35 protein-coding genes and 3 tRNA genes are annotated in these 25036 nt (G+C 62.4%); 26 read left to right on the top strand and 12 right to left on the bottom strand.

The annotated features are described in order from the left end of the window. Positions 1–108: 108 nt before the first annotated feature. From argS to arcA, 4 genes are all read right to left on the bottom strand, one after another. Positions 109–1821, bottom strand: a complete 1713-nt coding sequence (gene argS, locus Q0D52_RS09170; RefSeq protein WP_294382288.1) for an arginine--tRNA ligase — start codon at positions 1819–1821, stop codon at positions 109–111. Between the two features lie 419 nt (positions 1822–2240). After that, positions 2241–3194, bottom strand: a complete 954-nt coding sequence (arcC, locus tag Q0D52_RS09165; RefSeq protein ID WP_294382285.1) for a carbamate kinase — start codon at positions 3192–3194, stop codon at positions 2241–2243. 138 nt (positions 3195–3332) lie between these two features. Then, complete coding sequence (argF, locus tag Q0D52_RS09160; protein WP_294361516.1) at positions 3333–4328, bottom strand: ornithine carbamoyltransferase; 996 nt, start codon at positions 4326–4328, stop codon at positions 3333–3335. 186 nt (positions 4329–4514) lie between these two features. Beyond that, the gene (gene arcA, locus Q0D52_RS09155) at positions 4515–5732 is read right to left on the bottom strand and encodes an arginine deiminase (protein WP_294361517.1); all 1218 of its coding nucleotides are present in this window, start codon (positions 5730–5732) and stop codon (positions 4515–4517) included. A 698-nt stretch (positions 5733–6430) separates the two neighbouring features. On the opposite strand from arcA, the gene Q0D52_RS09150 reads away from it, so the two are divergent. After that, positions 6431–6506 (top strand) — tRNA-Arg (locus tag Q0D52_RS09150). Positions 6507–6945: 439 nt separating this feature from the next. Here Q0D52_RS09150 and Q0D52_RS09145 read toward each other — a convergent pair. The 4 genes from Q0D52_RS09145 to murI all read right to left on the bottom strand — a co-directional run bounded on the left by Q0D52_RS09145 (position 6946) and on the right by murI (position 8628). After that, a tRNA-Gly gene (locus Q0D52_RS09145) sits at positions 6946–7019 on the bottom strand. 3 nt (positions 7020–7022) lie between these two features. Beyond that, positions 7023–7099, bottom strand: a tRNA-Pro gene (locus tag Q0D52_RS09140). Positions 7100–7133: 34 nt separating this feature from the next. Next, on the bottom strand, positions 7134–7736 hold the full coding sequence (rdgB, locus tag Q0D52_RS09135; protein WP_294382281.1) for an RdgB/HAM1 family non-canonical purine NTP pyrophosphatase: 603 nt from the start codon (positions 7734–7736) through the stop codon (positions 7134–7136). A gap of 31 nt (positions 7737–7767) precedes the next feature. Beyond that, complete coding sequence (gene murI, locus Q0D52_RS09130; RefSeq protein WP_294361519.1) at positions 7768–8628, bottom strand: glutamate racemase; 861 nt, start codon at positions 8626–8628, stop codon at positions 7768–7770. Between the two features lie 122 nt (positions 8629–8750). Between murI and Q0D52_RS09125 the strand changes: the two genes are divergently transcribed. Continuing rightward, positions 8751–9236 (top strand): aminoacyl-tRNA deacylase, encoded by a 486-nt coding sequence (locus tag Q0D52_RS09125; RefSeq protein ID WP_294382278.1) that lies wholly within the window; start codon positions 8751–8753, stop codon positions 9234–9236. A gap of 60 nt (positions 9237–9296) precedes the next feature. On the opposite strand, the gene Q0D52_RS09120 is transcribed toward Q0D52_RS09125, so the two are convergent. The 4 genes from Q0D52_RS09120 to Q0D52_RS09105 all read right to left on the bottom strand — a co-directional run bounded on the left by Q0D52_RS09120 (position 9297) and on the right by Q0D52_RS09105 (position 13903). Further along, complete coding sequence (locus tag Q0D52_RS09120; protein ID WP_294382275.1) at positions 9297–10931, bottom strand: L,D-transpeptidase family protein; 1635 nt, start codon at positions 10929–10931, stop codon at positions 9297–9299. 330 nt (positions 10932–11261) lie between these two features. After that, positions 11262–12734, bottom strand: coding sequence for a recombinase family protein (locus Q0D52_RS09115; protein WP_294382272.1), 1473 nt, complete (start codon positions 12732–12734; stop codon positions 11262–11264). 2 nt (positions 12735–12736) lie between these two features. After that, positions 12737–13054, bottom strand: coding sequence for a hypothetical protein (locus Q0D52_RS09110; RefSeq protein ID WP_294382267.1), 318 nt, complete (start codon positions 13052–13054; stop codon positions 12737–12739). A 168-nt stretch (positions 13055–13222) separates the two neighbouring features. Then, entirely contained in the window at positions 13223–13903 is a 681-nt protein-coding gene (locus tag Q0D52_RS09105) for a LexA family transcriptional regulator (protein WP_294382264.1), read from the bottom strand. A gap of 110 nt (positions 13904–14013) precedes the next feature. Between Q0D52_RS09105 and Q0D52_RS09100 the strand changes: the two genes are divergently transcribed. The 24 genes from Q0D52_RS09100 to Q0D52_RS08985 all read left to right on the top strand — a co-directional run. Continuing rightward, complete coding sequence (locus Q0D52_RS09100; RefSeq protein WP_294382263.1) at positions 14014–14220, top strand: helix-turn-helix domain-containing protein; 207 nt, start codon at positions 14014–14016, stop codon at positions 14218–14220. Positions 14221–14243: 23 nt separating this feature from the next. Further along, positions 14244–14588: a hypothetical protein gene (locus Q0D52_RS09095; RefSeq protein WP_294382260.1), complete on the top strand. Its 345-nt coding sequence runs from the start codon at positions 14244–14246 to the stop codon at positions 14586–14588. A gap of 70 nt (positions 14589–14658) precedes the next feature. After that, positions 14659–14841: a hypothetical protein gene (locus Q0D52_RS09090; protein WP_294382258.1), complete on the top strand. Its 183-nt coding sequence runs from the start codon at positions 14659–14661 to the stop codon at positions 14839–14841. 88 nt (positions 14842–14929) lie between these two features. Then, entirely contained in the window at positions 14930–15130 is a 201-nt protein-coding gene (locus Q0D52_RS09085) for a hypothetical protein (RefSeq protein ID WP_294382256.1), read from the top strand. Beyond that, a complete protein-coding gene (locus tag Q0D52_RS09080; protein ID WP_294382254.1) occupies positions 15118–15519 on the top strand; it encodes a hypothetical protein in 402 nt (133 codons plus the stop codon). The genes Q0D52_RS09085 and Q0D52_RS09080 overlap by 13 nt, the downstream gene beginning before the upstream one ends. After that, positions 15516–15881, top strand: coding sequence for a RusA family crossover junction endodeoxyribonuclease (locus Q0D52_RS09075; protein ID WP_181872264.1), 366 nt, complete (start codon positions 15516–15518; stop codon positions 15879–15881). The genes Q0D52_RS09080 and Q0D52_RS09075 overlap by 4 nt, the downstream gene beginning before the upstream one ends. A 104-nt stretch (positions 15882–15985) precedes the next feature. Then, positions 15986–16435, top strand: coding sequence for a hypothetical protein (locus tag Q0D52_RS09070; protein ID WP_294382244.1), 450 nt, complete (start codon positions 15986–15988; stop codon positions 16433–16435). Between the two features lie 42 nt (positions 16436–16477). Then, positions 16478–16762, top strand: a complete 285-nt coding sequence (locus Q0D52_RS09065; protein WP_294382241.1) for a hypothetical protein — start codon at positions 16478–16480, stop codon at positions 16760–16762. Beyond that, on the top strand, positions 16762–18063 hold the full coding sequence (locus Q0D52_RS09060) for a ParB N-terminal domain-containing protein (RefSeq protein ID WP_294382238.1): 1302 nt from the start codon (positions 16762–16764) through the stop codon (positions 18061–18063). The genes Q0D52_RS09065 and Q0D52_RS09060 overlap by 1 nt, the downstream gene beginning before the upstream one ends. Continuing rightward, positions 18064–19125 carry a DUF1351 domain-containing protein gene (locus tag Q0D52_RS09055; protein WP_294382236.1) on the top strand — a complete coding sequence of 354 codons (1062 nt, stop codon included), beginning with the start codon at positions 18064–18066 and terminating at the stop codon, positions 19123–19125. 1 nt (position 19126) lies between these two features. After that, a complete protein-coding gene (locus Q0D52_RS09050; RefSeq protein WP_294382234.1) occupies positions 19127–19699 on the top strand; it encodes an ERF family protein in 573 nt (190 codons plus the stop codon). Continuing rightward, complete coding sequence (locus tag Q0D52_RS09045) at positions 19700–20053, top strand: hypothetical protein (protein WP_114513511.1); 354 nt, start codon at positions 19700–19702, stop codon at positions 20051–20053. It begins immediately after the preceding gene. Then, positions 20050–20604 (top strand): single-stranded DNA-binding protein, encoded by a 555-nt coding sequence (locus tag Q0D52_RS09040; RefSeq protein WP_294382231.1) that lies wholly within the window; start codon positions 20050–20052, stop codon positions 20602–20604. The genes Q0D52_RS09045 and Q0D52_RS09040 overlap by 4 nt, the downstream gene beginning before the upstream one ends. A gap of 19 nt (positions 20605–20623) precedes the next feature. Further along, positions 20624–21325 carry a conserved phage C-terminal domain-containing protein gene (locus Q0D52_RS09035; RefSeq protein ID WP_294382229.1) on the top strand — a complete coding sequence of 234 codons (702 nt, stop codon included), beginning with the start codon at positions 20624–20626 and terminating at the stop codon, positions 21323–21325. Next, positions 21309–22037: an ATP-binding protein gene (locus Q0D52_RS09030; RefSeq protein WP_294382225.1), complete on the top strand. Its 729-nt coding sequence runs from the start codon at positions 21309–21311 to the stop codon at positions 22035–22037. The genes Q0D52_RS09035 and Q0D52_RS09030 overlap by 17 nt, the downstream gene beginning before the upstream one ends. Continuing rightward, on the top strand, positions 22024–22419 hold the full coding sequence (locus tag Q0D52_RS09025; protein ID WP_294382223.1) for a hypothetical protein: 396 nt from the start codon (positions 22024–22026) through the stop codon (positions 22417–22419). Before Q0D52_RS09030 ends, Q0D52_RS09025 begins: the two co-directional genes overlap by 14 nt. Next, the gene (locus Q0D52_RS09020) at positions 22416–22664 is read left to right on the top strand and encodes a hypothetical protein (protein WP_114513506.1); all 249 of its coding nucleotides are present in this window, start codon (positions 22416–22418) and stop codon (positions 22662–22664) included. The genes Q0D52_RS09025 and Q0D52_RS09020 overlap by 4 nt, the downstream gene beginning before the upstream one ends. Positions 22665–22673: 9 nt before the next feature. Further along, positions 22674–22877 carry a hypothetical protein gene (locus tag Q0D52_RS09015; RefSeq protein WP_294382218.1) on the top strand — a complete coding sequence of 68 codons (204 nt, stop codon included), beginning with the start codon at positions 22674–22676 and terminating at the stop codon, positions 22875–22877. 2 nt (positions 22878–22879) lie between these two features. Further along, complete coding sequence (locus Q0D52_RS09010; RefSeq protein WP_294382215.1) at positions 22880–23440, top strand: hypothetical protein; 561 nt, start codon at positions 22880–22882, stop codon at positions 23438–23440. A gap of 2 nt (positions 23441–23442) precedes the next feature. After that, complete coding sequence (locus Q0D52_RS09005; protein WP_294382213.1) at positions 23443–23625, top strand: hypothetical protein; 183 nt, start codon at positions 23443–23445, stop codon at positions 23623–23625. Then, positions 23622–23855, top strand: a complete 234-nt coding sequence (locus Q0D52_RS09000; protein ID WP_294382210.1) for a hypothetical protein — start codon at positions 23622–23624, stop codon at positions 23853–23855. The genes Q0D52_RS09005 and Q0D52_RS09000 overlap by 4 nt, the downstream gene beginning before the upstream one ends. Further along, complete coding sequence (locus Q0D52_RS08995) at positions 23852–24070, top strand: hypothetical protein (RefSeq protein ID WP_294382208.1); 219 nt, start codon at positions 23852–23854, stop codon at positions 24068–24070. Before Q0D52_RS09000 ends, Q0D52_RS08995 begins: the two co-directional genes overlap by 4 nt. Beyond that, positions 24067–24198, top strand: a complete 132-nt coding sequence (locus Q0D52_RS08990) for a hypothetical protein (protein ID WP_258773844.1) — start codon at positions 24067–24069, stop codon at positions 24196–24198. The genes Q0D52_RS08995 and Q0D52_RS08990 overlap by 4 nt, the downstream gene beginning before the upstream one ends. Before the next feature lie 103 nt (positions 24199–24301). Then, positions 24302–25036, top strand: a 735-nt coding sequence (locus tag Q0D52_RS08985; RefSeq protein ID WP_294382199.1) for a hypothetical protein, incomplete at its 3' end; no start/stop codon positions are given.

Raw genomic sequence — 25036 nt, 5'->3', positions numbered from 1 at the left:
ATATGAAAAAAGAAAGCCCGCCAAGACCTTTCCGATCTTGGCGGGCCGAGCTGTAACACTAGTTTTGATACAGCCCCATTTTGGTGAACCGTTGGTCCTGATAAACGCTTACATGCGCTCTGGTGCAGATACGCCGATAAGGTTAAGCGTGAGCGCCAAAACCGTGCGCGTAGCATCGGCAAGGGCCAGACGACCGTTCTGGATAGCAGGCTCTCCACCGATGATATGGCAGTTGGTATAGAACTGATGGAACAAGCCGGCAAGCTCCTGCGCATAGTGCGTCAGGCGGAACGGAGCACGGTCACGTGCCGCCAAAGCAACAAGCTCGGCGAAGTCATCCATCTTGCGCATGAGAGCGATTTCGGACTCATGGGTAAGCACGCTAAGATCGACATCGGCCGGAATGACCTTTGCAGCCAATTCATCGGCGGAAAGCGATTCAGCGCCTTCACCAGCAGCCTTACGCAACACGGAGCAAATGCGCGCATGGGCGTACTGCACATAGTACACCGGGTTGGAATTGTCCTTCTTCTTAGCGACCTCGATATCGAAGTCGATAGGCTGATCGGAGGAACGCGAGAGCATCAGGAAGCGCGTGGCATCGACGCCGACTTCTTCGATGAGCTCTGCAAAGGTGACCATCTCGCCCGTACGCTTCGACATACGCACCGCTTCGCCATCACGGAACAGGTTGACCAGCTGCCCAAGCACGACCTCGAGCGCACCAGGATAACCCCAAGCGGCAAGCATTGCCTCGCAGCGGCGGATGTACCCATGATGATCGGCGCCCCACAGATCGATCAGATGATCGAAGCCACGCTGCATCTTGTCATAGTGATAAGCCACATCGGACATGAAGTACGTGTACTCGCCGTTTTCCTTCAAGAGCACACGGTCCTTGTCGTCGCCAAAATCAGTGGAGCGGAACCAGGTGGCGCCATCCTTGTCGTAAAGATAACCCTTCTCGTCCATGATCTTCAAAGAACGGGAAACGGGCGAAGTACCGTTTTCATCGGTCTCGTAAAGGCTACGCTCGCTGAACCACGTGTCGAACGTGGTTCCAAAACCGGTAAGCGTTTCACGAGCAAGATCGAGCATCTCCTGGTAGGCGATTTCACGGAAAGCTTCCATGCGTTCCTGATCGCTCACGCTCTCCCACTTGTTACCATCTCGATCGATGATGCCCTGGGCAATGTCTTTTACATACCCGCCCCCGTAGCACTTCTCAGGCATCTCGACATCATGTCCGAGCAGCTGCATGTAGCGAACGGAAACGGAATTGCCGAACACATCCATCTGAACGCCATGGTCATTGATGTAGTATTCCTCGGAAACCTGGTAACCTGCATGGCGCATCACGCGAGCGATAGCGTCACCGAGCGTTGCCCAGCGGCCATGGCCGACGTGCATCGGGCCCGTCGGGTTAGCGGACACGTATTCAAGGTTGACGTTATGAGGAACATCATCGGGCAACGTACCCTTGCCGAAATCGAAGCGCTCAGCACGAACACGAGCTGCAACCGACTGGAAGGCGGACGGCGCCAATTTGATGTTGATGAAACCAGGACCGGCGATCTCAACAGAGGCGATCATGTTGTTTTCCGGGAGATGATCAACGATGATCTGCGCGATCTCGCGCGGATTTTTGTGGGCCAGCTTTGCCGTACGCATGGCAACGGTCGAAGCCCAATCGCCATTGGACAGGTCGCGAGGACGCTCAAGTGCCGGAGCAGGACGCTCGGCCAGCTCCAGCGTCGCGTCTTCACAAGCAGCGGCGATAGAAGCCGCAATGAGGTTTTCCAATTCTTCGCGAATTTGCATTGTGATAAAACTTCCTTAAGCTAGCACCGAATACATAGTTCAGCATCTTACCATGCTTGTCGCAAGAAACCGATAAACGGTCGCTATGCAACATCGGTAAACCGAAAACCAAAAGCTCCCCCGCATATGCGAGGGAGCTTTCGGGCCTTGCCCAAAGATCAAATCTTGAACAAAGGCAAAGGCTTTAGGAGGTGCGACAGCGCATGCGCACGCACTGTCGCGAGTAAGCTTGTGTGCTGGTTTTCATTCGCAACCATAGGGCGAAGAAAACCTTACGGATTGAAAACAGCCTAATCATAATCCTGCATCCATTTTGGCGGTTCAGGAACGAATAACCTAAGCGATTTTCAATGTTTGCTGTACCAAAACCGCTACGTTGCGCTTCCGGAGAGACTCAGCAAACACCACCGTACAACCGATTAAGCGGTGATGACGGTGCCCGTCTTGCCCTCAAGGCCGGCAGCGGCGCACTCGAGGGAGGTGATGAGAGCCTTGCCCTTCGGGAAAGCCTCGACGTACTCGATGCAAGCCTCGACCTTGGGCAGCATGGAGCCGGGGGCGAACTGGCCCTGAGCGATGTACTCGCGAGCCTCGGCCACGGTCATCGTGGAGAGCTCTTCCTGGTCGGGCTTGTTGAAGTTGATGCAGACCTTCTCGACAGCGGTCAGGATGACCAGCATGTCGGCGCCGAAGTCAGCGGCCAGCTTAGCGGAGGAGCGGTCCTTGTCGATGACGGCGGGCACGCCCTCGTAGCCGTTCTCGGTCTCGAAGACCGGCACGCCACCGCCACCGGTGGAAACGACGATGTAGCCGTTGTCCATGAGGTCCTTCACGGCGTCGAACTCGACGATGCGCTCGGGCTTCGGGGAAGCGACGACCTGACGCCAACCGCGGCCAGCGTCCTCCTTGAAGGTCCAGCCGGTCTCAGCAGCCTTGGCCTTGGCCTCTTCCTCGGTCATGAAGGCGCCGACGGGCTTGGTGGGGTTCTGGAACGCCGGATCCTCGGGATTCACGACGGTCTGGGTGATGACGTTGGCGACGGAACGCATGATGCCGCGGGACTTCAGGTCGTTCAGGATGGCCTGGGACAGCTGATAGCCGATGTAGCCCTGGGACATTGCGCCGGCCTCGGGGAAAGGCATCTCCGGGGTCTTGCCGTCGTTGGCGGCGGCGTAGGCGAAAGCGTTGTTGATCATGCCGACCTGGGGGCCGTTGCCGTGGGACACGACGACGTTGACGCCGTCGCCGACCATGTCGACGATATGCTTAGCGGTGTTCTTCACCAGCTCGAGCTGCTCCTGAGGGCTGTTGCCGAGAGCGTTGCCGCCGAGGGCGATGACTACGGAAGGACCTTCACCTTTTGCGTAGGGCATGATTGCCTCCTTTTTGGGAATAAAAAAGCCAACCCATTGAAATGGGACGAATAATCGTCATAGGTTGGCAAGGAATCTCGATGCAATTCGTTGCGCCGCCACTGGGGCGGCGCAACGGTGAGTTTAGAACCTAGAGACTTAGCTCAGGGTTGCGTACATGACAGCCTTGATGGTGTGCATGCGGTTCTCGGCCTCGTCAAAGACCTTGGACTGCTTGGACTCGAAGACGTCGTCAGCAACCTCCATCTCGGTGATGCCGAACTGCTCGGCCTTCTGAGCACCGATGGTGGTGTTGGTGTCATGGAAGCTGGGCAGGCAGTGCAGGAAGATAGCGTCCTCCTTAGCGTAGCCCATGACCTCCTTGGTCACGCGGTACGGCTCGAGGTTCTTGATGCGCTCGCCCCAGACCTCGTCGGGCTCGCCCATGGACACCCACACGTCAGCGTAGATGACGTCGGCGTTGGTGCAGCCTTCCTTCACGTCAGCGGTCAGCTTGACGGTGGCACCATGCTCAGCGGCGATGGCACGGCACTCCTCGACCAGCTCGGCCTCGGGCCAGTTGGTCTCGGGAGCACAAGCGACGAAGTTCATGCCGAGCTTGGCGCAAACGACCATCATGGAACGGGCAACATTGTTGGCGGCGTCAGCCATGAAGACGACGGTGCGGCCCTTCAGATCGTAGTTGAAGTTCTCCTGCATGGTGAGAACGTCAGCCAGCATCTGGGTGGGATGCCACTCGGTGGTCAGGCCATTCCAAACCGGCACGCCAGCGTTGGCAGCCAGCTCCTCGACGTCGGTCTGAGCGAAGCCGCGGAACTCGATGCCGTCATAGAAGCGGCCGAGCACGCGAGCGGTGTCCTCGATGGACTCCTTCTTGCCCATCTGGGAGCTGTTGGGATCCAGGTAGGTCACGCCCATGCCCAGGTCCATAGCGCCAACCTCGAATGCGCAACGGGTACGCGTGGAGGTCTTCTGGAACAGCAGAACGATGTTCTTGCCCTCAAGGTAACGATGCGGAACGCCCGCACGCTTCATGTCCTTGAAGTTCTTGGAAAGCTTCAGCAGATACTCGATCTCCTCGGTGGAGAAGTCCAGAAGACGCAGGAAATGACGACCGCTCAGGCTTACAGGCATGGTAATTCCTTTCGATAGCAAGTTAACAAGAACTTATAAGTGCAGGCCGCGCCAAGTTTCAGCCTGCTGTTTCTACCGGAACGCGCTTTCACGCGCTCCGGGAAAAACCTAACAAGGGTTCCTGATTTCTCAGGATGCGTACCCTAAAAGGGATACTACGATTATGCGCTCTGCGCAGCGAGAAATCTAGTCCTCGCGCCAGATCGGCATGCTCATGCAGCGGGGGCCGCCACGACCGCGGGACAGCTCTGCAGAGGGAATCTCGATAGCATCGATGTTGTTCTTGCGCAGCAGCGCGTTCGTGACATCGTTGCGCTCGTAAACAACAACGCGACCAGGAGCGATGCACAGCGTGTTGGAGCCGTCGTTCCACTGCTCGCGCTCGGCGGCGATACGGTCGCCACCAGCGCAGGGAATCAGCGTGACGGGCACGCCCACGTACTTCTCGAGAACTTCCTCGAGGGTACCGGAGGTCTCCTTGACCTTGATGCCCTCGCCCTCGGGGGTGATCTCGAAGACGGTCAGCGGGCCCATGATGCCAGGATGGATGGTGAACTTGTCAACATCGATCTGGGTGAACACGGTGTCAAGATGCATCATGGCACGGTTGTTCGGGATGTTGAACGCCAGGATGGTGTCGACCGGGGAGGTCTCATCCTTGAAGATGTTGTGAGCGATCTCATCGATTGCGTCGGGCTCGGTACGCTGAGAGATGCCGATGGCCAGCGTATGCTCGTTGATGTTGAGGATGTCGCCGCCCTCGATGTGAAATGCGCTGTAACGGCTGTAGTACTGCGGAACATCCTTGAAGTCAGGATGATGCGTGAAGATGTACTCAGCGAAGATGGTCTCGCGGTTACGCGTAACGGCGTACATGCGGTTGATGGAAACGCCGTTGCCGATCATCGCGAACGGGTCGCGGGTGAAGTACAGGTTCGGCATCGGGGCGATGACCATCTTGGAGGACTCGGAAACCAGGTCAACCAAGGAGTTGGACTTGTCGGTGTGCAGCTCGGTGAGGTTAACGCCCTCCATGCACTTCAGAACCAAGTCGATGTTGGTCTTGTAGTTGTCGTTCAGATAATCGAAGAGGATCTTCTGATAACGCTCGGTACGGATACCGGCCTCTTCGATGAACTGCTTCAGGAACTGCTCACGCAGATCCGGATTGGCATCGAGCACCTCAGCCATGAGGTTCTCCAGATACACGACCTCCACGCCGTTGTCGCGGAGCGCCTGAGCGAAAGCGTCATGCTCAGCCTGGGCGACCTTCAGAAACGGGATGTCGTCGAACAGCAGCTCTTCGAGCGTGTTCGGCGTGAGGTTCAGCAGCTCTTTACCAGGGCGATGCAACAGAACCTTCTTCAAGGGCTTGATTTCGCTCTTGACGTTTACGCCTGCCATGAAAACCCTCCTTATGCCTTTTATGCATTTTCGGACTTCTTAGAAGAGGAACGCCCGTTGCGCACCGCGCGTTCCGACTGCAAAACAACGGTCTCATGCTTCACAATGAAATGCAACAACCAAAATTTCTCAAAACATAATTTTCAGGGTGACCTGGGCAAACGACAAATTTTAAGCTTTGTTTCCATCGCGTTTCTACACTTTTCCTTCACATTCGCTTTGGTTCACGACAGTTTACTTGTGCACTTGCATAATTTTCATGGGTCGTATCCGAACCCGAGCCGATCCATAGACGTTTTCTCTTGAAACCTTAGTTATGCATAAATTTGGAAAATGATGCATCACGGGATTTCGATGCGAAAGCGCCTATGGTCCGAACGGCCATTGATAGACGGACGCTATACCACTACGGCTAGTAGACATTTCGGCAAGGGCATGGCTGATTACGCTATAGGTTGATGTTCCCGACTGCACCATATTGCGCGTTTTCCCACTCCCCTTTTCAGTCAATCGATCAAGCTCGCAGCGATGAAGTTCGATGATTTGAACGGCAAGTCGTGCAACAGTGTTTTTGGGGTTGAGCGATTTGCTCTTGTACATAGCAAATGATTTACGGCGTAACGCAAATTGTTTTACCCCCGACCGGAATGCAAGCCTACGTGTTTTCACGGGTTTGCGGTATAATAACTGCGCTTTGAGCGCCCATGGCTCAACGGATAGAGCATCGGACTTCTAATCCGACGGTTGCAGGTTCGAGTCCTGCTGGGCGCGCCAGCGATTTCACAGGCCGAGGACGTTGTTTAACGTCTTCGGCCTTTTCATTTCAAATCGATGAGCCAAAAGTTCGCTTGCGATGCACTTCCGCCGACTCAGGCTCAGTACCCCCGCATTTCGGGCGGTGTCGGCTTCGCCTTGAGGGCGAACAGCGAATCTTCCTCTGGATCCCGCTAAACATATGCTTCAATCTAAGGTCGAAATTGCGACAAATACAGTTACTTTGCAGGTGAAGCCACGAATCGATCGAGTCACTCACTCATTTCGCTTGCATGCTAGAAAATGTGCAGCAAGGAAGTGCCCTAAGGGGCAAGGACATAATGGACGGTAAACAGCGTATCGATGGCGCGTTGTGCAAGGTTTGTCACCAGCTTGTCACCACTGTTGTCATCACAAACAAAAAGGCCAGAACCGATAAGGCTCTGGCCTGGGGCTTTAGTGGAGCGGGTGACGGGAATCGAACCCGCGTTAGAAGCTTGGAAGGCTTCAGTTCTACCATTGAACCACACCCGCGACTGGTCGGGACGACAGGATTCGAACCTGCGACATCCTGCTCCCAAAGCAGGCGCGCTACCAGGCTGCGCCACGTCCCGACATCCAAACAGCCTAGCTAGTATACCAGACTTTCTACGCGTTTTCGGACAATTTTGCGCGAAGTTCACGAAGGGCGTTTCCACGATGGGAAATCGAGTTCTTCTCCTCCGGAAGGGCCTGACCAAGGGAGCGCTCGAATCCGAAAACCTCGGGAAGGAACAGGGGATCGTAGCCGAATCCGTTAGCCCCCTGCGCCTCATGGGCTATACGGCCCTCGACCGTTCCTCGGGCGTCGAATTCCCTACCCTGCTCATCAAGGTATACCAGATGGCAAACGAAACGAGCGGTGCGCCGACCATCTTCAACGTCAGCGAGCGCATCGAGCAGTTTTGCGTTGTTTGCAGCATCGTCGCACGGTTCGCCGGCATAGCGCGCGGAATGCACACCAGGAGCGCCGTCGAGAGCATCGACCTCTAGGCCGGAATCATCCGCAAGCACCGCCATACCGCCGCTTGCTTGCTGCGCTGCATGGGCTTTGATGCGGGCGTTTCCCAGAAACGTTTCGGCATCCTCGACCGGATCGGACTGAACGTCGGCCTGCTTGAGGGTTTTAAACTCCCAGCCGGGAAAATCGAGCGCTTCGGCGATTTCGACGGCTTTGTGAGCGTTGTTGCTGGCAATTAGCACGGTTTTCATAACGGTTCCTTTCGAGCCGAGTTAAGCGATCCTAGAATTCGATATGGGACACGCTGGTGATGGGCATGCAGAATGCACGGCTGCCGAAGCTTTGGAACTCCGCAACGTCATCACCGGTGGTGTTGAACTCATATTCTGCTGTGTGACCTGCCTGGGCACGCTGATGATGACGGTCTAGGATCTCGGCGACATCGCGAGCCGCTTCCTTTGCCGATGAGATAAGCGTGACTTCGTGCCCCACCACACCACCGATCAGCGCCTTGAGAAGCGGGAAATGGGTGCAGCCGAGAACGAGCGTGTCGATATGGCAACGCCTCAGCGGCTCTAGATACTCTTTAGCGATAGCCTGAAACGGTGGCCGGATGTAGACCTTCGATGCAAGCGAGGTGTAGTTCTCGATAGGGCCCTCGGCCATGCGGATGCCCTGCTCGGCTATCTCGACGAAGCGCGGCGTGGCAGTGGAGAACACGGTGATTCCCGCATCCAGATGACGAATCGCCTTGGTGTACGCATCAGACTCAACCGTAGCCTTCGTGGCGATGACCCCGACGCGCTTGTTGCGCGTTGCGTGGGCAGCGGCACGCGCACCGGGCTCCACAACGCCGATAACGGGTACGGGAAACGTTCGCTGGGCATGCGCCAAACCCGCTGCAGTAGCGGTGTTGCACGCGATGACGATGAGCTTGACCCCGCGCTGCACCAGCCAAGAGCCGATCTGTTGGACGAATCCGTCCACTTCGGAAAGGCTGCGCGGACCATAAGGGCAACGCGCGGAATCGCCCACGTAGATGATGGATTCCTCGGGCAGCGCCTTCGCGATTTCGCGCGCTACGGTAAGCCCGCCGAACCCTGAATCGAACACGCCGATGGGCGCGTTATCGAATGTTTGCATGATATCCATGCCGCTCAGTATAGCGCATGCTTGCGGGCGCTTTCTGAAATGCGCGGCGGGTGCCATAGTATCTGCTAACCTGCTTGACAGGCGAAAAGTTCCAGAAAAGGGAGCAGCTGATCATGTCGAAGGAAAAAGATCGCAAAACCAATGCCATACGGGAAATGGAGGCGGCGCACGCCGATTTCGACACGCGCTTCTTCGAATGCCCCGAAGCGCTGTCCGGAGTGGAGGTTGCGGCGCTTTTGGAACAGGACCCGGACTGCGTGTTCAAGACGTTGGTCACTCAGGGAAAATCAGGCCAGCATTTCGTGTTCATGATTCCCGTTGCCTGCGAACTGGATTTGAAGAAGGCGGCTCGCGCCGCTGGAGAGAAATCCATCGCGATGGTGAAGTCTCGAGACCTTTTGGGGCTGACCGGGTATATCCACGGCGGCTGCAGCCCCGTGGGAATGAAGAAGCTCTTCCCCACCTTCATCGACGAGACGGCTGAGCTTTACGACCGGATCATGTTCTCGGGCGGCCGCATTGGATGTCAGATTCAAACGCCGCTGAGCGAACTGCAACGCGTTGTGCCCGTGGAATGCGTTGACCTTACCGTGGTTTAACGAAGACGCCCTGCAAGCATCGCTTGCAGGGCGTCTGAGCTTTCACCGTTTGCACGTTGATCACCAATGGCTGACCACGCAGTCGCCGGAATGGATAAGGGAATACAGCTCCTTTGCCTTCGCCGGCGGCAGGTTCACGCAGCCGTGGCTACCGTAGCCGTCTTTGTACATGGTCCCACCGAAATCAGGCTGCCAATCGGCATCATGCAAGCCGATGGCGTTACCGTCGAAGGGCATCCAGTACTGAACGGTTGATTCGTAGATCTTCTGCCCGTTCTCGTAACCGGTGAGCTTGCCGGGGCTTTGCATGGCGTTCATCCAGAACACGCCCACGCTGGTATCGTGCGTGCCATCGGGAATGCCGGAGATGCAATCGGACTCCCAAACAAGCGCGCCGGAATCATCATAGAAATAGACATGCTGTTCGGCCAGGTCGATATCGATATAACGGTTGCCCCAGTCGCGACCGCCGACGCCGTTGTAAGCGTCGCCGCTAGTAGCGTTGGGAATCTCAACGGTTTCGACGAGCCCTTCCTTGACGCCGTTGACCACTAGCTCCATAAGCGCATCGTAATCGATGGACCAGCCGTACACACCGCCCGAGACCGTGATGGTCTTGCCATCGGCGCGCGTATAGGTACGCGTAGTGCCGACGGTATCGCAATCGGCGGCAAGCTTGTCGACCCATGCTCGCATGGCTTCCTCATCAAGGACTGCCTGCACGTTTTCGTCAACGGTGATCCATTGCGAAATGATGTCGGCATCGACTTCCGCGGCGGTTGACTTGCCCATGGTCAGCACGATATCGGCGCCGATCATGGTGTTCGCCTGCTCGGCGGCGGTTTTCAATCGAGGATCGGTGGAGAGCACGGTGGGCTGCACCAGATGCTCGGAGGAAAGGGCGACTTTGGGATTGAGCTCGGCAAGCGCAGCGTCGGCGGCATCCATCACCTTCGATGCGTCAAGGGCGGTGCCAGCGACTTCCTTGCAAACGGTAAAGGAATTGCTTTGAGCATCGTAGGCGACCGTTGCGTTGAGAGGCTGGGTAGCCGATTCGTTGAACGCAGCGACCGCTGCGGACACGGTTTGCTCAAGGCCGGAATCGTTGTAGGAACTGACCATAGCCCCGGTTGCATCGTGGGTGCGCGTAAGCTCGACGGGCCAAAGCCATTCGTTATATGCCGAATATGCATCTTTAACCGCTTCGGAGGCGTTGAAGTTAACGCCGGCATCCTTAGCGGAAACCGTGAGGTTGAAGCCGTTGCCGGTAATGGTGAGCTTGTAGGAGTTCACCTCGTCTGCCAGCGCCTTTTCAGCATCGGCCGTAGACATAAGCGATGCGTCGAGATTGCCGATCTTAGTGTTGGGCATGAAATGGCTGCCGAAATACAGCGCCACGCCGCAGTATGCGATTGCCAGCACGCCCACCAAGCAGGCCGCAACGATGCCGAGCACCTTTCCGACACGCTTCTTAGGGCGGGACACACCCGTTGAGGGCATTTGCATGCCTGACGGCGTGTACACTGGGTGGCTGTTTTGCGCATACGGCGGATGGGCCGGCCTGGTTTGCTGGCCGTGCACCTGCTGCGGAATGAAGCCTCCGGGCTGGTTTTCGTTGTCTGAGAAAATGGGAGGGATATCGCTTGGCGCGACATGACGGCCGCGGGAAACTTTGTCGTTTTGGTTGTTGCTCATGATGCTCTCGCTGAATAGGGTGTAGATGATTTCATTGTAGCAACGTAATGCCCAAGGAGCGATACCTTGTGGACATTTTCAACGTGATAATTATGGCCATCGAGGCATCATTTCACGAACCAGGGAAAGAAGACAGGTTGCGCCCTGGCCGAACAAGGCGCACCTGGGTTTCTATCGCTGCAAGGAGGACGAGAGAAGCTGGCGGCTGACCGCACGATTGAGTTATCCGTGTCAGGGGGCTTACGTTTGGATTTGCGTTACCAACGGATTGCCAAACGGTCTGAAAACGGCCTGATTACGGCCTTTTATTCAACAGGTGTTCACAGTGTTTTAGACATAAAATAGACCGCCTGATCTGCGCAAACAGAACAGACGGTCTAGAAAAATGTTGGTGGAGCTGGCGTTCATTCGGTCGAACACGCCCTCCCCCGACTCGTCGAAGGTGAAGGCGATGCGCAGCCCGTCGCCGCCGTCCGGCCCGCCGAGCACCACGCGCGAGACGAACGTGCGCAGTATCGTGGCCGTGTCCATCTTGGCGGCCATGGCGTCCAACCAGTACAGGGCGCGGTCGCGGTCCAGGCTCGCGCCCTCCACGGCCTTGGCCACGGCCAGCTCGTCGCGCAGCAGGTCCTGGCGACGCTTCAGTGCGTCTATGCGCTCCTTGCCGCCCGGAGGCGCGATGCCCGACTCGATGGCCGCCCATATGTTGGCGTAGGCCGTCTCTATCCTCGCCAGCTCGCCCTCGATGATCGCGCTCTGCGGCTTCTCGTCGGCGCGCTCCTCCTCGGCATCGGCCAGCAGCTCGGCGATGCGCCGGCGGTTCTCCTCGCTTCCGAGGGCGCGGCGCACCGCCTCGGCCACGCGCTCCTCCACGTCGTCGCGGCCGACCGTGCGCCTGCACTCGCGGCACCGGTAGTAATAGTAGGTCGAGCCGGACGCGCTCGTGCCGCTCGTGCCCGTCATGGGCGCGCCGTCAGCGCCGTCGAACAGCTTGCCCGTGAGCATGAAGTCCGATGCGTTCGCGCGCTTGCGCGGCCTGTGCCTGTCGTTCAGCAACCTGATCACCCTCTCGACGTCCTCCATGGGCACGATGGCGGGCATCCCGCCCGGGACCGTGACCCCTGCATAGCTGTACTCGCCGCCGTTCTCCCGCCGCATGAGGATGCGGCGCACCGTCTGGAAGCGCCACCTGCCGCCCTTCTTGGTGCGGTACGGCTCCCACGCCCTCACGACGTCGGCCACCGTCTTCCCCTCTAGCAGCATCCTGGTGCCCATCCTGATGACGGCGGCCTCCTGGTCGTTCACCTGGTAGACACCGTCCACGATATCCCAGCCGTAGCGCACGCACCCGTTAGCCATGCACCGCTCGACGTTCTTCTGGATGCCCTCGCGGATGCGCTCCGCGTCGACCGCGCTCTCGTACTCGGCGAGCAGTTCGAGCATGCCGAGCTGCAGCACGCCCGCCGAGCCGCCCGCTATCTCCTCGCCCGCGTACAGTATCTCGACGCGGCTGCGGCGCAGCATGATGCGAGCCATGGCCATCTCGTCGCGGTTGCGCATGATGCGCGTCACCTTCCAGATGACCACGAAATCGAACAGCCCGCGCCTGGCGTCGGCCATCATGCGCTGGAACTCCGCGCGGTCGGTGTTGGTGCCGGTCTGCGCGTAGTCGCAGTACTCCGCGACCACCGTCAGCTCGTTCTCGCGGCAGTAGTCGCGGGACTTCTCCACCTGTATCTCGATGGACTCGCTGCGCTGGTTGTGGCTGGAGAAGCGGGCGTATATCGCCGCACGTCCGCCCATGGCTAGAACCCGTGCAGCTTCGCAACGATGGTCGCGCCCGTCTCCGCCAGCTTGCCGCCCACCTTGGTGGCCGTCTCCTTGCGCTGCCGCGCCTTCCACTTCTTCTTGCGCTCGAAGTACTTCATGGCCGCGTACGTGGGCTGCACGCAGGCCGTGCCGCTGTAGTACTCGCTGGCGCTGTCGAACATCCCCAAGCGTTTCAGCTCGCGGTACTCGGCGCACATGAAGTCCACGTCGTCGGCCCAGCCGGTTTCGGCGGCCTCCTCGACTATAGGGCGCAGAAACTCCTCAAGCTCCTCGTCCAACGGCTCGAAATCCATAAACGACACCTCCTATAACCTCTCGACGTTCAAAGCCAACGGAAGGGGCAAACTATGGAGAAGAAATACACCGCGCCCGAGGTAATCGGCGGCTTCATCGGAGGCGTGCTCGTCTGCATCGTCAAATGCGTCGTGTTCTGCCTCGTCTTCCGGTGGCTGTGCCTGTAGCTACTCCATCTCGCTGGCGGCCTGGAACCACACCACCGTGCCGATCACGCGCACGGGTCCGTCGTCCATGCCGAAAATCATGTCCTCGTAGTCCTCGAAGCTATCCGCCGACAGCATCAGCTTGGTGCTGCCCTTGTACCAGCGGCGCATGACCGCGCGGTAGTCCTCGGTCTCCACCACGGCTATGGACCCGTTGGCGGGCTGGCGGTCGGGGTCGACCAGCACGTGGCTGCCCTCGGGTATGACGCGGTTCATGCAGTCGCCCTCGACCTCCAGGGCGAAGGCGCGCGGGTGGCCGGCGCACACGGAGGCGGGCACCTCCACGCGGTGTGCGACCTCCTCCTCGTCGGCAAGCGAGCCGGCGTGCACGCGCCCGAGCGTGAGCAGCGGCACGGTTGCGCTGCTGGCCACCACCGGCATGGCGCCTGAGGGCATATACGGGCTGCCCTTGGGCTTCTTGGTCACGGGGTCGATGAACGACATTCCGTTATCTTCAATAATGTTGCTTTTCGAAATGCGGAAGTAGTCCGCAATTTTCTGTATCGAACCCATACGAGGTTCGGAAAAACCGCCTTCCCACTGGGAGACGGCACCACGGGAAACGCCCGCAATCGAGGCAAGCTGCTCTTGCGTAACGCCGAACAGTTCCCGCAGTTGGATGATGTTCTCGCGAATACCCATAGCGACCTCCTGTTAACTTCTCTTGCATTTTATTGCAAAAATAACTTGACATGCAATGCTAGAAAAACTAACCTTTGAGACAGTTCGACAAGCGAAGGAGGTGATAAGGCTTGGCGAAGTTCAAAACTCTTCGCGAGGCACGCGAAGATGCAGGCTTCACGCAGCAATATATGGCCGATGAACTGGGCGTTTCTCGTCCCACCTACATGAAGATCGAGGAAAAGCCCGAAAATGCGAGCGTTTTACAGGCGCGCCGCATCTGCGAGATTTTGAGCCGTAGCTACGAAAGCATTTTTTTCGGCAGAAACGCTAGTTAAACTAACCTGAAGGGAGAAACATCATGACCAACGCAAACAGCAGGGCCAGCATCAGCACGGGCGCCGTCAGCGAGCTGCTGGGCATCGTCGCGAACAGCAAAGACAGCATGACCATCGCCTTCGAGCAAGCAGAGAACGGCTGCATGGAGGAGACCCACGTCAGCCTGAGGCGCCGCATCGCTCAAGTGTGGGGCTTCGAGTACGGGGCCATCAAGCTGATGGAAGGCAGCATGATGGCGCGATTCGAACTCGGCGGCATGCAGTTCAACATCTACGACTCCGTGCAGTTCAACGTGGGCGGCAAAGGCTGGAGCACCGACTTCAAGACCATCGCGCGCGACAGCGCCTACGACGACAAAGATAACTAGGAGGCCGCCATGCTGAACGAGGTGACCGTACGGGGGGGTCACCGCCCTCAACGTGAAGAGCGGCAAGTGCGTGCTGCAGTTTGAGCTGGACCCGAAGTTCCGCGACTCCATCCCCAAGCTGGTGGAGTTCACGGGGCAGGTGCTCAACATCCACGTGTACGACGACCAGGAGGTGATGTTCGTGAACGAGGACACCGGGGAGTGCATCTACGAGGACGCCCCGCTTTCGCTGCCGGGCGTCGCGGGCGAATGACCCCGCAGCAGCGCGCCATGTGCCGCGAGCTGGCGGCCATGATGCGCGAGTTCTACAAGGACCCAGAGAACGAGAGGAAGTTCCAGGAATGGAAAAGGTCAAGGGAAGGAGGGTGCGCGTCGCAGCCGGCAAGCGAGGGACGCGCACCGCAACCGTCCATTACAGGACTGACGACAGTGTAACACCTCGGCAGCGCCGCGAGCGAGCGCAGGCCGCGCTTGCCGCCCTGTTCGTGTGCGCGTGCATCGCCGCCACGTGGCTGCTGGAGGCGCTGGTATGGCCAAGGTAGCGGACGCGAGGTCCCAGGCGCTCGTCACGAGGGCGTGCTCCTGGGTCGCGGGCAACCCCGCCACGTGGGCCAAGCTGCGCGGCATCTGCTACCGGCTGATGCTGGAGGGCCACGTCGTCCAGCGCGACAACGTGTACACGCTCGCGTGCCAGAACGGGCTGACGGTCAGCGAGGCCGCCGAGTTCAAGCGCGACCACAACCTGTGGAGCGTGCTGTCCCGCTACATGGTGCTGCAGCGCCCCTCCATGCTCGCCGCCATCAGCTTCCGAACCACCCCCATCGACTCGGTGGACCTGGTGGGCACCTGGCAGCGGGTGGTGGGCCCCACGCCGTTCGCGGCCTCGACCCTCGCCGAGGCGCAGGCGATCTACGACGGGAGGCCGCTATGAGGTGCCGCATCGTCATAGAGGGCCGCATGCCGAGCCTCAACGACTACATCCGCGCCGAGCGCGCGAACCGCTACAAGGCGGCGGCCGTGAAGAAGCGCGAGACGGCCCGCGTGAGGGCGGCGGCGCTAGAGCAGCGCGCCCCGAGGTTCGACCGCCCCGTCACCGTGCGCACCACGTTCTACGAGCCCGACATGCGACGCGACGCCGACAACGTGGGCTTCGCCCGCAAGTTCGTGCTGGACGGCCTGGTGGCCGCCGGGGTCATCAAGGACGACTCCCGCAGGTACGTGCTCTCCTGCCCCGACCGCGTGGCCACCGACAGGTCGCGCCCGCGGGTGGAGGTGGAGGTGAGCGACGAGTGACGAGGCGCGACAAGGGGCGGCCCCACAGGTCGTGGCGCAAGGCGGACCTGGACCGCATAGCCGAGCTGGCGGGCACCGTCCCGGCCAGCGAGATACGGCGCGAGATGCGGCTGTCGAAGAACCAGCTCGACAACGCGCGGCGCGTGATCAACGCGAGCGGCGGCCACGTGTCCCTGCGATGCTACCGCCACCGCCTGGAGCTGTGCCCGTCGTGCGGGTGCCGCAGGGCCACCCTGGGCAAGGACGGCATCTGCGAGCCGTGCCGGCGCCAGAGGCAGCTCGCGGCCATAGAGGCCCGCATAGCCGAGCTGCTGCCGAGGCTGACCGCCGAGGAGCGCCGCACCTATGAGCGCACCGAGTGCGGCCGCGAGAGCCGTGCCGACCCCATGCCGAAGCCTCCCGACGCCTCGCACATGAGCCGCTACGCGGCCGACAAGGCCGCAGAGGAGCACGACGCGGCGATGGAGAGGTGGCTGTGCCGCTACCTGTACCGCAGGGTGAAGGCGGCGCAGAAGCGCAAGGAGCGCATAGAGAAAAAAGTTTCAAAATCCTGAAAAGTTTTTATCACTTTCAGTTTTCCCAGATAGGAGACCCAAATGCTCACGGAAATCATCAGCAAGACCGTCACGGACAAGACGGTGGACAGCATCCTGAAGCGCATCGGCCGCGCCGTCCCCATGCCCGAGCCGGGCGACGGCGGCTTCGACGCCGCCATGCGCCAGGCGTTCAACGCCGGCGCCGTCTGCATGGCCGAGCAGATCAAGAACGGCCCCGTGCCCACCAAGCGCGTCGCGCTGGTCGGCGAGGTCACCCGCGTGGCGTGCCGCGCCCGCCTGATGGGCCTGGAGTGCCGCGTCGAGGCCCAGGAGGTCGAACGCTGATGCAGACGCTGGAGACCGTGGAACTCTGCGACGTGTTCCCATACGAGCGGGAGGACGGCGAGGCCATGAACCCCCGCGACTTCTCCACCAAGGAGAGCGCGGCGCACATCGCCGACCTGGCCGAGCAGTTCAAGCACAACCGCCTCAACCCCGGCCAGCCCGTCATGAAGCCCATCCTCTACCGCGACGGAGGCATCTACCGAATCATCGACGGCGAGTGCCGCGTGCGCGCCATGCGCTCCATCGGCACCAAGCGGTTCCTGGCCGAGGTCTACGACGACCTGGACGACGCCGAGCTGGCGCGCACCGAGGCCGCCAAGGCCATGGTGGAGACGGACGTGAAGCTGGGCCTGACCGCCGCCGAGAAGTCGCGCGGCGTGCAGACGATGCTCGCGCTCGACATCCCCGACGAGGAGGTGGCAGCCGCAGCCCGCACCGATGCCGCGACCGTGCGCAAGGCGCGCAGGGCCGTCCGCAAGGTGCAGGACGCCGCATACGACATGACCCTCGACCGCCTGGCGGCCATAGCCGAGTTCGAGGGCGACGACGAGGCGGTGGCCGAGCTGCGCGACTGCAAGCAGTCGGACTGGCAGCGCGTGTACGCCGGCCTGAAGTCCAGGGCCGAGCAAAGGCGCAACCGCGCCGAGATGGTGGCGATGATCGCCGACGCGGGCGTCGAGTTCGTGGACGAGTGCCCCGAGGGCTACGAGGCGTGCCGCACGTTCTCCGACTTCCGCCCCGACCTGGCGGCCCTGGACGCCTACGTGGCCGACAACGCCGACGGGTGCCTGCTCGCCGAGGAGACGCCGTTCGGCGTGACTCTGCTGGTCCCCGCCGAAGAAGCGGCCGACGAGTCAGCGCAGGCCGCTGCGCAGCGAAGGGACGACGCGCAGCGCAAGGCCGACTTCTACGCCGCCTACGAGGACGGCAGGACGGCCCGGTTCGAATGGACGGCCGCCCGCACCCTTCGCCTCGGCACGATGCGCCGCACGGCGCTGGCGCTGACCGCGCTCGCCATGGATGACCCGGCCGTTGAGGCGTTCGAGGAGCTGATGGGCCGCCCCATCGACCGCACGCCCACCGAGCTGGCCGTGGCCATCGGCTGGCGGGCCGCGTGGGACATGAACAGCGGGACGGCCTGGTCGCTGGTCAGCGGCGGCTGCTCCGTGCACGTCTGCCGCGATGCCATCGAGAGCGTGACCATCGTCTACGAGGCGATGAAGGCCGACGGCTACGAGCCGAACGAGGCCGAGACGGAAACCTACGAGGCGTGCATGGCGCGCCTGGAAAGCGAGCAGTAAATGAGCGAAGCAGTGGAGGCCGTGGTGATCGAGCCGGAGGAGGCCTCGGAGCTGACCGTGGCGTACTCCCCCGCCGTCATCGAGGCGAACTTCGACGCCCTGGAGGCCCACGTGCGCAAGCTGGTGGCCGACTACAAGGGCGCAACGTACGACATGTCCAAGGACGAGAACGTGAAGGCCGCCAAGCGCGACCGCACCTACCTGAACGGCATCGCGAAGCAGATAGACGAGCGCCGCAAGGCAGTGGCGCGCGAGTACACCGCGCCGCTGGCCGCCTTCGAGGACAGGTGCAAGGCCGTGGCTGGCATCGCCAAGCAGACGGCCGACGGCATCAAGGCGCAGCTGGACGATGCCGAGGCCGAGCGCCAGGCGTGCGCATACGCGAAGCTGCAGGAGCACTACGAGGAGTTCGCCGGGCTGCTGGCCCCCGTCGTGCCGTACGAGCGTTTTCACGAGAAGCAGTGGCTCAACAAGACGTTCGGCGAGGCGAAGGCGTTCAAGGCCCTTGAGAAGAAGGTCTCGAACCTCGCCCAGGACTGGGAAACCCTCAAGGCGCAGTTCGAGGGCGAGCCGTTCTACGACGAGGCAGAGCGCGAGCTGTTCGCCACCCTCGACCTGGGCGCGGCGATCACGGCGGCGCACAAGGCCGCCGAGGAGCGCCAGCGAATCGCCGAGCTGAAGGCGGCAATGGAGCCGGAGCCCGTGGAGGAGGCGGAGCCCGAGGCCGAAACGCCCGAGCAGGTGGCCAACTGGTACGCCCGCGGCGGGTTTGTCGAAGCGGAGGCCTCCCCCGTTCAGCCCGAGGAATGGCAGGAACAGCTGCCCGCTTCCATGGCGGACAACGAGGCGCAGCCCGCGCCCATCCCTGCCCCGCCGGCGCCGCCCGCGCCTGCGCCCGTGCCCATGGCCATGGCGGGCGACCCCTGGACGATCGTGGTGCCCTGCGCGACGCGGGAGCAGATGCAGGGCGTGGCCGCCGCCCTCAAGGCGCAGGGAGTGATCGGCACCATCATGCACGGCACGGTGGGCCAGGTTTACGAGCGCATGAACGGAGGCTACTAGGATGACGCAGGAGAACGGACCCATCGACCTCATGGCCGCCGTCGCCAGGGTGCAGCGCGCCGTGGTCGTGCCCAAGGCGAAGTACAACGCCTTCGGCAAGTTCAGCTACCGGAGCTACGAGGATATCGTCGCCGCGCTCAAGGAGCCGTGCAAGAAGGAGGGGCTGGCGTTCTTCCTCACCGACGAGCTGGTGCAGATAGGCGACCGCTACTACGTGAAGGCCACGGCGTGCGTGTTCCCCGCCGAGGGCGGCGAAGGCTCGCTGCAGGTGAGCGCCTACGCCCGCGAGGACGAGCACAAGAATGGCTCGGACGACGCGCAGGTGACCGGGATGGCGTCGAGCTACGCGCGCAAGTACGCGCTGTGCGGCGCGTTCGCCATCGACGGGCAGAGCGACCCGGACGGCATGGAGGAGCAGCCCGCGCCAGAGGAGAGGCAGCCGCCGCAGGACGGGCCCTTCACGGCGCACTGCCGCAGCTGCGGGGCGCGCTACCAGTTCGCCGGGATGCCGCAGTACATGCAGTTCGTGGCGAACTGCGCATGCTGCCCGCGCCCCGACTGGCAGGTGGAGTAGATGCAGGCGCTCACCGAGGAGCTGGACGAGCTGACCGACAGGCTGGAGGCCGAGCTTAAGACCTGCAAGGAGTCCGGCTGCCAGTACGCCGAGAACGAGGCCGAGTACCGCAAGGCCCTGCGAATCGCCATCCTGAACGAGCGCCAGAAGGGCACGCCCGTCACCATCATCGGCGACGTGTGCCGGGGCCAGGAGCAGATAGCGGAGGCCAAGCGCCGCCGCGACTGCTCCGAGGCCATATACAAGGCCTCGCAGGAGGCCATCAACGTCATCAAGCTGCGCATCCGCATGGTGGACGCGCAGATCACCCGCATCTGGAACAGCGGGGACACGACACAAGGAGGATATTTATGAGCATCAACCGCGTGTGCATATCCGGCAACCTGACCCGAGACCCGGTTCTGCGCTCGACGGGCGGCGGCATGTCCGTCCTCTCGCTGGGCGTGGCCGTCAACGACCGCCGCAAGAACCAGCAGACCGGGCAGTGGGAGGACTACCCGAACTTCGTGGACTGCACGCTGTTCGGCACCCGCGGCGAGAAGCTGGCGCAGTACCTCGCCAAGGGCAGCAAGGTGGCCATCGAGGGCAAGCTGCGCTACCGCAGCTGGAACGACCAGCAGACCGGGCAGAAGCGCAGCGCGCTGGAGGTCGTGGTGGACGAGCTGGAGTTCCTGAGCGGGCAGCAGGGCTACGCGCCCCAGCAGTACGCGCCCCAAGCGGCCCCGCAAGCGCCGCAGGCCCGCACGTACGGCCAGGGACGCCCCGCCCCGGCCCCCGCGCCGCAGCAGCCCGCCTACGCGCCGCAGGCGGCGCCTCAGCAGGCGTACGCGCCCCAGCAGTACGCGCCCCAGCAGCCGGCGATGGACGCCTCCGCAGGCGTGTACGACGAGGATATCCCGTTTTAGGGAAGGCGCTGGCGACGCTATGGGCATGGTTATACACGACGACTTCTGGGCGGCCGCGCAGGCCATGCCCGAGAAGCAGCGCGCGCCGTTCATCTACGCCATCGTCGAGTACCGGTTCACGGGCAAGGAGCCGCAGGGCAGCCCCGCGTGGCTGCCCACCTTCCTGGTGCTCAAGGGCAGGCTCGATATGGGCGACGAGAAGAGCGAGCGCGCAAGGAAGGCGGCAAACGCCCGATGGGGCAACAGGCCGGGGAATGGAGACGCGGTGGCTGATGCGGCGGCACGGGCACAGGACGATGCGCAAGCACGTACGGGAGCATATGCGGATGCAGATGCAGTTGCATATGCGGATGCAGATGCGGACGCACATGCAGACGCATCGAGTTGCGGCAATGCAGAGGTTGAGGATGAGGTTGAGTATATAGAAAACCCCTTAATCCCCTTTTCCGAAATCGTGCATGCGCTCAACGATGCGGCGGGCACCCGCTACCGAGACAGCAGCGCCAAGACTCGCAGGCTGATACACGCCCGCTGGGCCGAGGGCTACCGCCTGCCCGACTTCCTGGCCGTCATCGACACGATGGCCGCCGAGTGGAAGGGCGACCCGAAGATGGCCAAGTACCTGCGGCCCTCCACGCTGTTCTCGCCGAAGTTCGAGGACTACGTGAACCGCAGCCCGAAGGCCCGAAAGGGGGCGGACGGCTATGACGAGTACGACTAGCTGCCCGCACTGCGGGGCACGGCTGGAGGCGAACTACGCGGCGATCATGGGACGCCGGGTGTTCTGCGGCTGGAGGCCATGCGGCTGCCCCGGGGCCGCAGCGGAGCGCGCCGAGCGGGCGCGCCTCGAAGCCCGGGCCAAGGCCCGGGAGGCCGCCGCCAAGCGCCGCCGCGCCTACGAGCGGGCCGGCATCAAGCCCCGCTTCATGGCCGCCGACTCCCCCATGGCCGGCGACATTGCTGCGAAAGTGGGGCAAGGGCGCGGGGCGTACATCTGCGGCCCCGTGGGCACCGGCAAGACCCACCTCGCCAGCGCCGTGGCGCGGCTTCTGGTGGACGGCGGCACCAGCGTAAAGGTGACCGACATGCTGGGCGTGCTGGCCGCCATCAAGGGCACCTACGGCGGCGACGGCACCGAGGACGGCGTGTTGTCGCGGCTGTCCCGCGTGGGGTGCCTGGTGCTGGACGACCTGGGCAAGGAATCGCCCACCGACTGGACGCTGGGACAGGTGTTCCGCGTCGTGAACGACAGGTACGAGAGCATGAGGCCGGTCATCGTGACCACGCAGTACGGCAAGGGCGACCTCATACGCCGCCTGGCCAAGAACGGCGACGAGGAGACGGCGGTGGCCATCGTGAGCCGTCTGTCGGAGATGTGCGACAAGTACGAGCTGCAAGGCAAGGACAGGAGGCTATCGAATGGCGAACGTTGACACGCTGCCCGAGATGCTGCGCCCCCTCATGGAGGGGCCGAGCATCGAGACTCCCAGGTGCGCCGTGTGCGGCGCCCCCTGGCCGCTCAACCGCCACCACATCGTCAGGCGCGGGGCGGGCAAGCTGTTCCGGGGCGGCCGGGAGGCGCCCAAGCCCACGGTCGTGCTGTGCGGCAGCGGCAACGGCAGCGGCTGCCACGGGCTGGCGCACGCCAACCGGCTGCACTTCCGCTGGGTCAGGGCCGAGCAGAGGTTCAACCGCCCCGCCCCGGCGGGCTCCGGGCACTGGGAGTACCTGCTGCTGCCAGAGCCGACCAAGTACGCGGACGCCCTGGCCATGGACGGCTGGAGGAGGCTGCCTGGCGGGAGGCGGTGTATGTGAGCGGGTACGAGCCGCCGAGCGGGTGGAACCTGCCGCCGGGCTGCTTCGAGTCCGACCCGAGGGCGCCGTGGAACGCACCCGACCCCTGGGAGGGCCGCGAGTGCCGCGAGTGCCGCTTCTTCGGCAGCGTGAGCGGCGGCTCCCTCACGGCGACCATATGCGCCTACGACGCGATGACGGGCGAAGGCCCGGACGTCGAGGCGGTTGCAGGATACGACGGGGCATGCGAGTGCTTCGAGGAATAGGAGGACGGAATGAGGAAGATCTACGCGTGCGCCACGGAAGGCGACGTGGTGCTGGCGTTCGAGGACAGGCTGGACGCCGAGGAGTACGCCGGCGAGCACGACGGCGTGATGGTGCTGCCGGTGCCGTGCGTGAGCGCGTACGAGTACCCGGGCGAGCACTCGGCGACCGACTGGGACCGAATCACCGGCACGATGCCGAAGGGAGGCGAGTAGCAATGGGAATCATCTGCGAGAGCTGCGGGCGCGACATCGACGCCCTGGGGCAGGACAACATGGGATTGTGCTGGCCGCTGTGCGAGGACTGCTGGAGCGGCAAGAAGCGCCTCGCGGTGCAAGACCGCTCCCTGCAGAACCTTCACCGAGAGAACGAGCGCCTGCGAAGCGAGAACAAGGCGCTGGCCGACAACCTCGCCGAGGTGGGGCGCAAGCTCGCCGATGCCAGGCAGAGGCTGCGCAGCGACGGGCCGGCGGACTGCAAGCGGCTGCGCCGCGAGGTCGAGACGGCCTACGAGGTGAGCCGCGAGCGCGCCCTGGCGCTCACGAAGCTGGACGAGTGCGAGATGTGGCTGGGGCGCTGCGAGCCCAAGGAGACGGCGGCGCCCGCTGCGGGCAGCGCGGCCCAGGAGGCGGCCATGCCTTGCCTCAAGGCCGACGAGGCGCGCAGCTTCGCGATGCCCGACGTGAACGTGGAGGTGAAGGCCGAGGTAACGGCCGAGGAGTTGGACAAGAGCCTGCGCAAGGTCATGCAGCCGGCCATGCGGATGGCGGTGGAGTAGCCATGGAGCAGCAGACGAGGAAGAAGCGCCGCCCCAGCATCGAGGTGCGCTGCCCGAAGTGCGGCATGCGCGAGATCTGGCACCACCTGCCGAGGGGCGGCGACCGCTGCCGCTGGTGCGGGCACCTGTTCGAGGACTACACGTACCGCAAGGTCGGGCCGGGTGCGGAGGAGGACGCGCGATGAAGAACTGGGAGCGGTACTTCGGAACGCCAGAGGCCGCGATGCGCATGGAGGTGCGCATGCTGCGCGACGGCCGACGGTTCCGCATCGCGGTGAGCGAGTGCAACCCCTTCACCGCGTGCGCGTTCGAATCGCGCTGGGTGCGGGACTTCGCCTCGTGGGGCGAGTACCAGGACTGGCTCAATGCCGAATACGACGACGGGACCATCAAGTGGGAGGAGGACGCGAGATGACGAACTGGGAATACTACTTCGGGACGCCGGAGCGCGCCGCGTTGATGTGCATGTTTTACTACTCCGAGCCGCCGGTCATCGCCGTGAACCGCTTCAAGCTCGTCAAAGACACGCTGGTGCCCATGCTCGTGACCTGGTTCAGCTCGCACGAGGAGTACGTGGCATGGCTCAAGGCCGAGCACGACGACGGGACCGTCGAACAGGAGGAGAAGTGAACCGCCCGGGGTGCAACTGGGGGTGCCTGCTCGCGATGGCCGCGATCATCGCCATAGACGCGGCGGCCATCTACGCCATAAGGGCGCTCGTGCTCGGCCTTATGGCCATGGCCGTGGCGGCGTGCTAGGGACAACCGAATACGGAAACAGGCAGAGGGCCGTCCTTCGGGGCGGCCTTTTCCGTGCCCGGCGACACGCTTGCGACCATATGGGCCGAGAGATAGGAGACGCATGGCGAGAGGCGAGACATATGAGGAGTTCACGGCCAAGTTCGAGCCGAAGAGGACGACGGACGACTGCTACACCCCGCCCGAGGTGTACGACTGCGTGCTGCGGTGGGCGCACCGGGAGTACGGGTTCGACCTGGCGAAGGTGGCGCGCCCGTTCTATCCGGGCGGCGACTACGAGCGCGAGGAGTACCCGGAGGGCTGCACGGTGGTGGACAACCCGCCGTTCTCCATCCTGAGCAAGATCGTCAAGCACTACCAGGAGCGCGGCGTGGGCTTCTTCCTGTTCGCCCCCACCCTGACGTGCATGGGCATCCGCAACTGCTGCAAGGTCGTGACGGGCGTCGGCGTGACGTACGCCAACGGCGCGAGCGTCAACACGTCGTTCGTGACCAACCTCGACCCCGCCCAGGCTCGCAGCGCGCCCGACCTGCGCTCCGAGCTGGATGCCGCGATAGAGCGCCTGCGCCGCAAGAAAGCCAAGGCGCTGCCGAAGTACGAGTACCCGGACGAGGTGCTGACCGCGCCCATGCTGGCGCGCTACTCCAAGTACGGCATCGACTTCCGCGTGGGGCCGCAGGAGTGCAGCTTCACGAGGGCGCTCGACGCGCAGCGCGGCCAGGGCAAGGCGATATACGGCAGCGGCTACCTCATATCAGAGCGTGCAGCCGCAGAGCGTGCAGCCGCAGAGCGTGCAGCCGCAGAGCGTGCAGCCGCAGAGCGTGCAGCCGCAGAGCGT

This window comes from uncultured Senegalimassilia sp. (genome assembly GCF_934630535.1).
Lineage (GTDB): Bacteria > Actinomycetota > Coriobacteriia > Coriobacteriales > Eggerthellaceae > Senegalimassilia.
The sequence above is the reverse complement of the archived record's forward strand: the minus strand, read 5'-3'. Positions and strand labels throughout refer to the sequence as shown.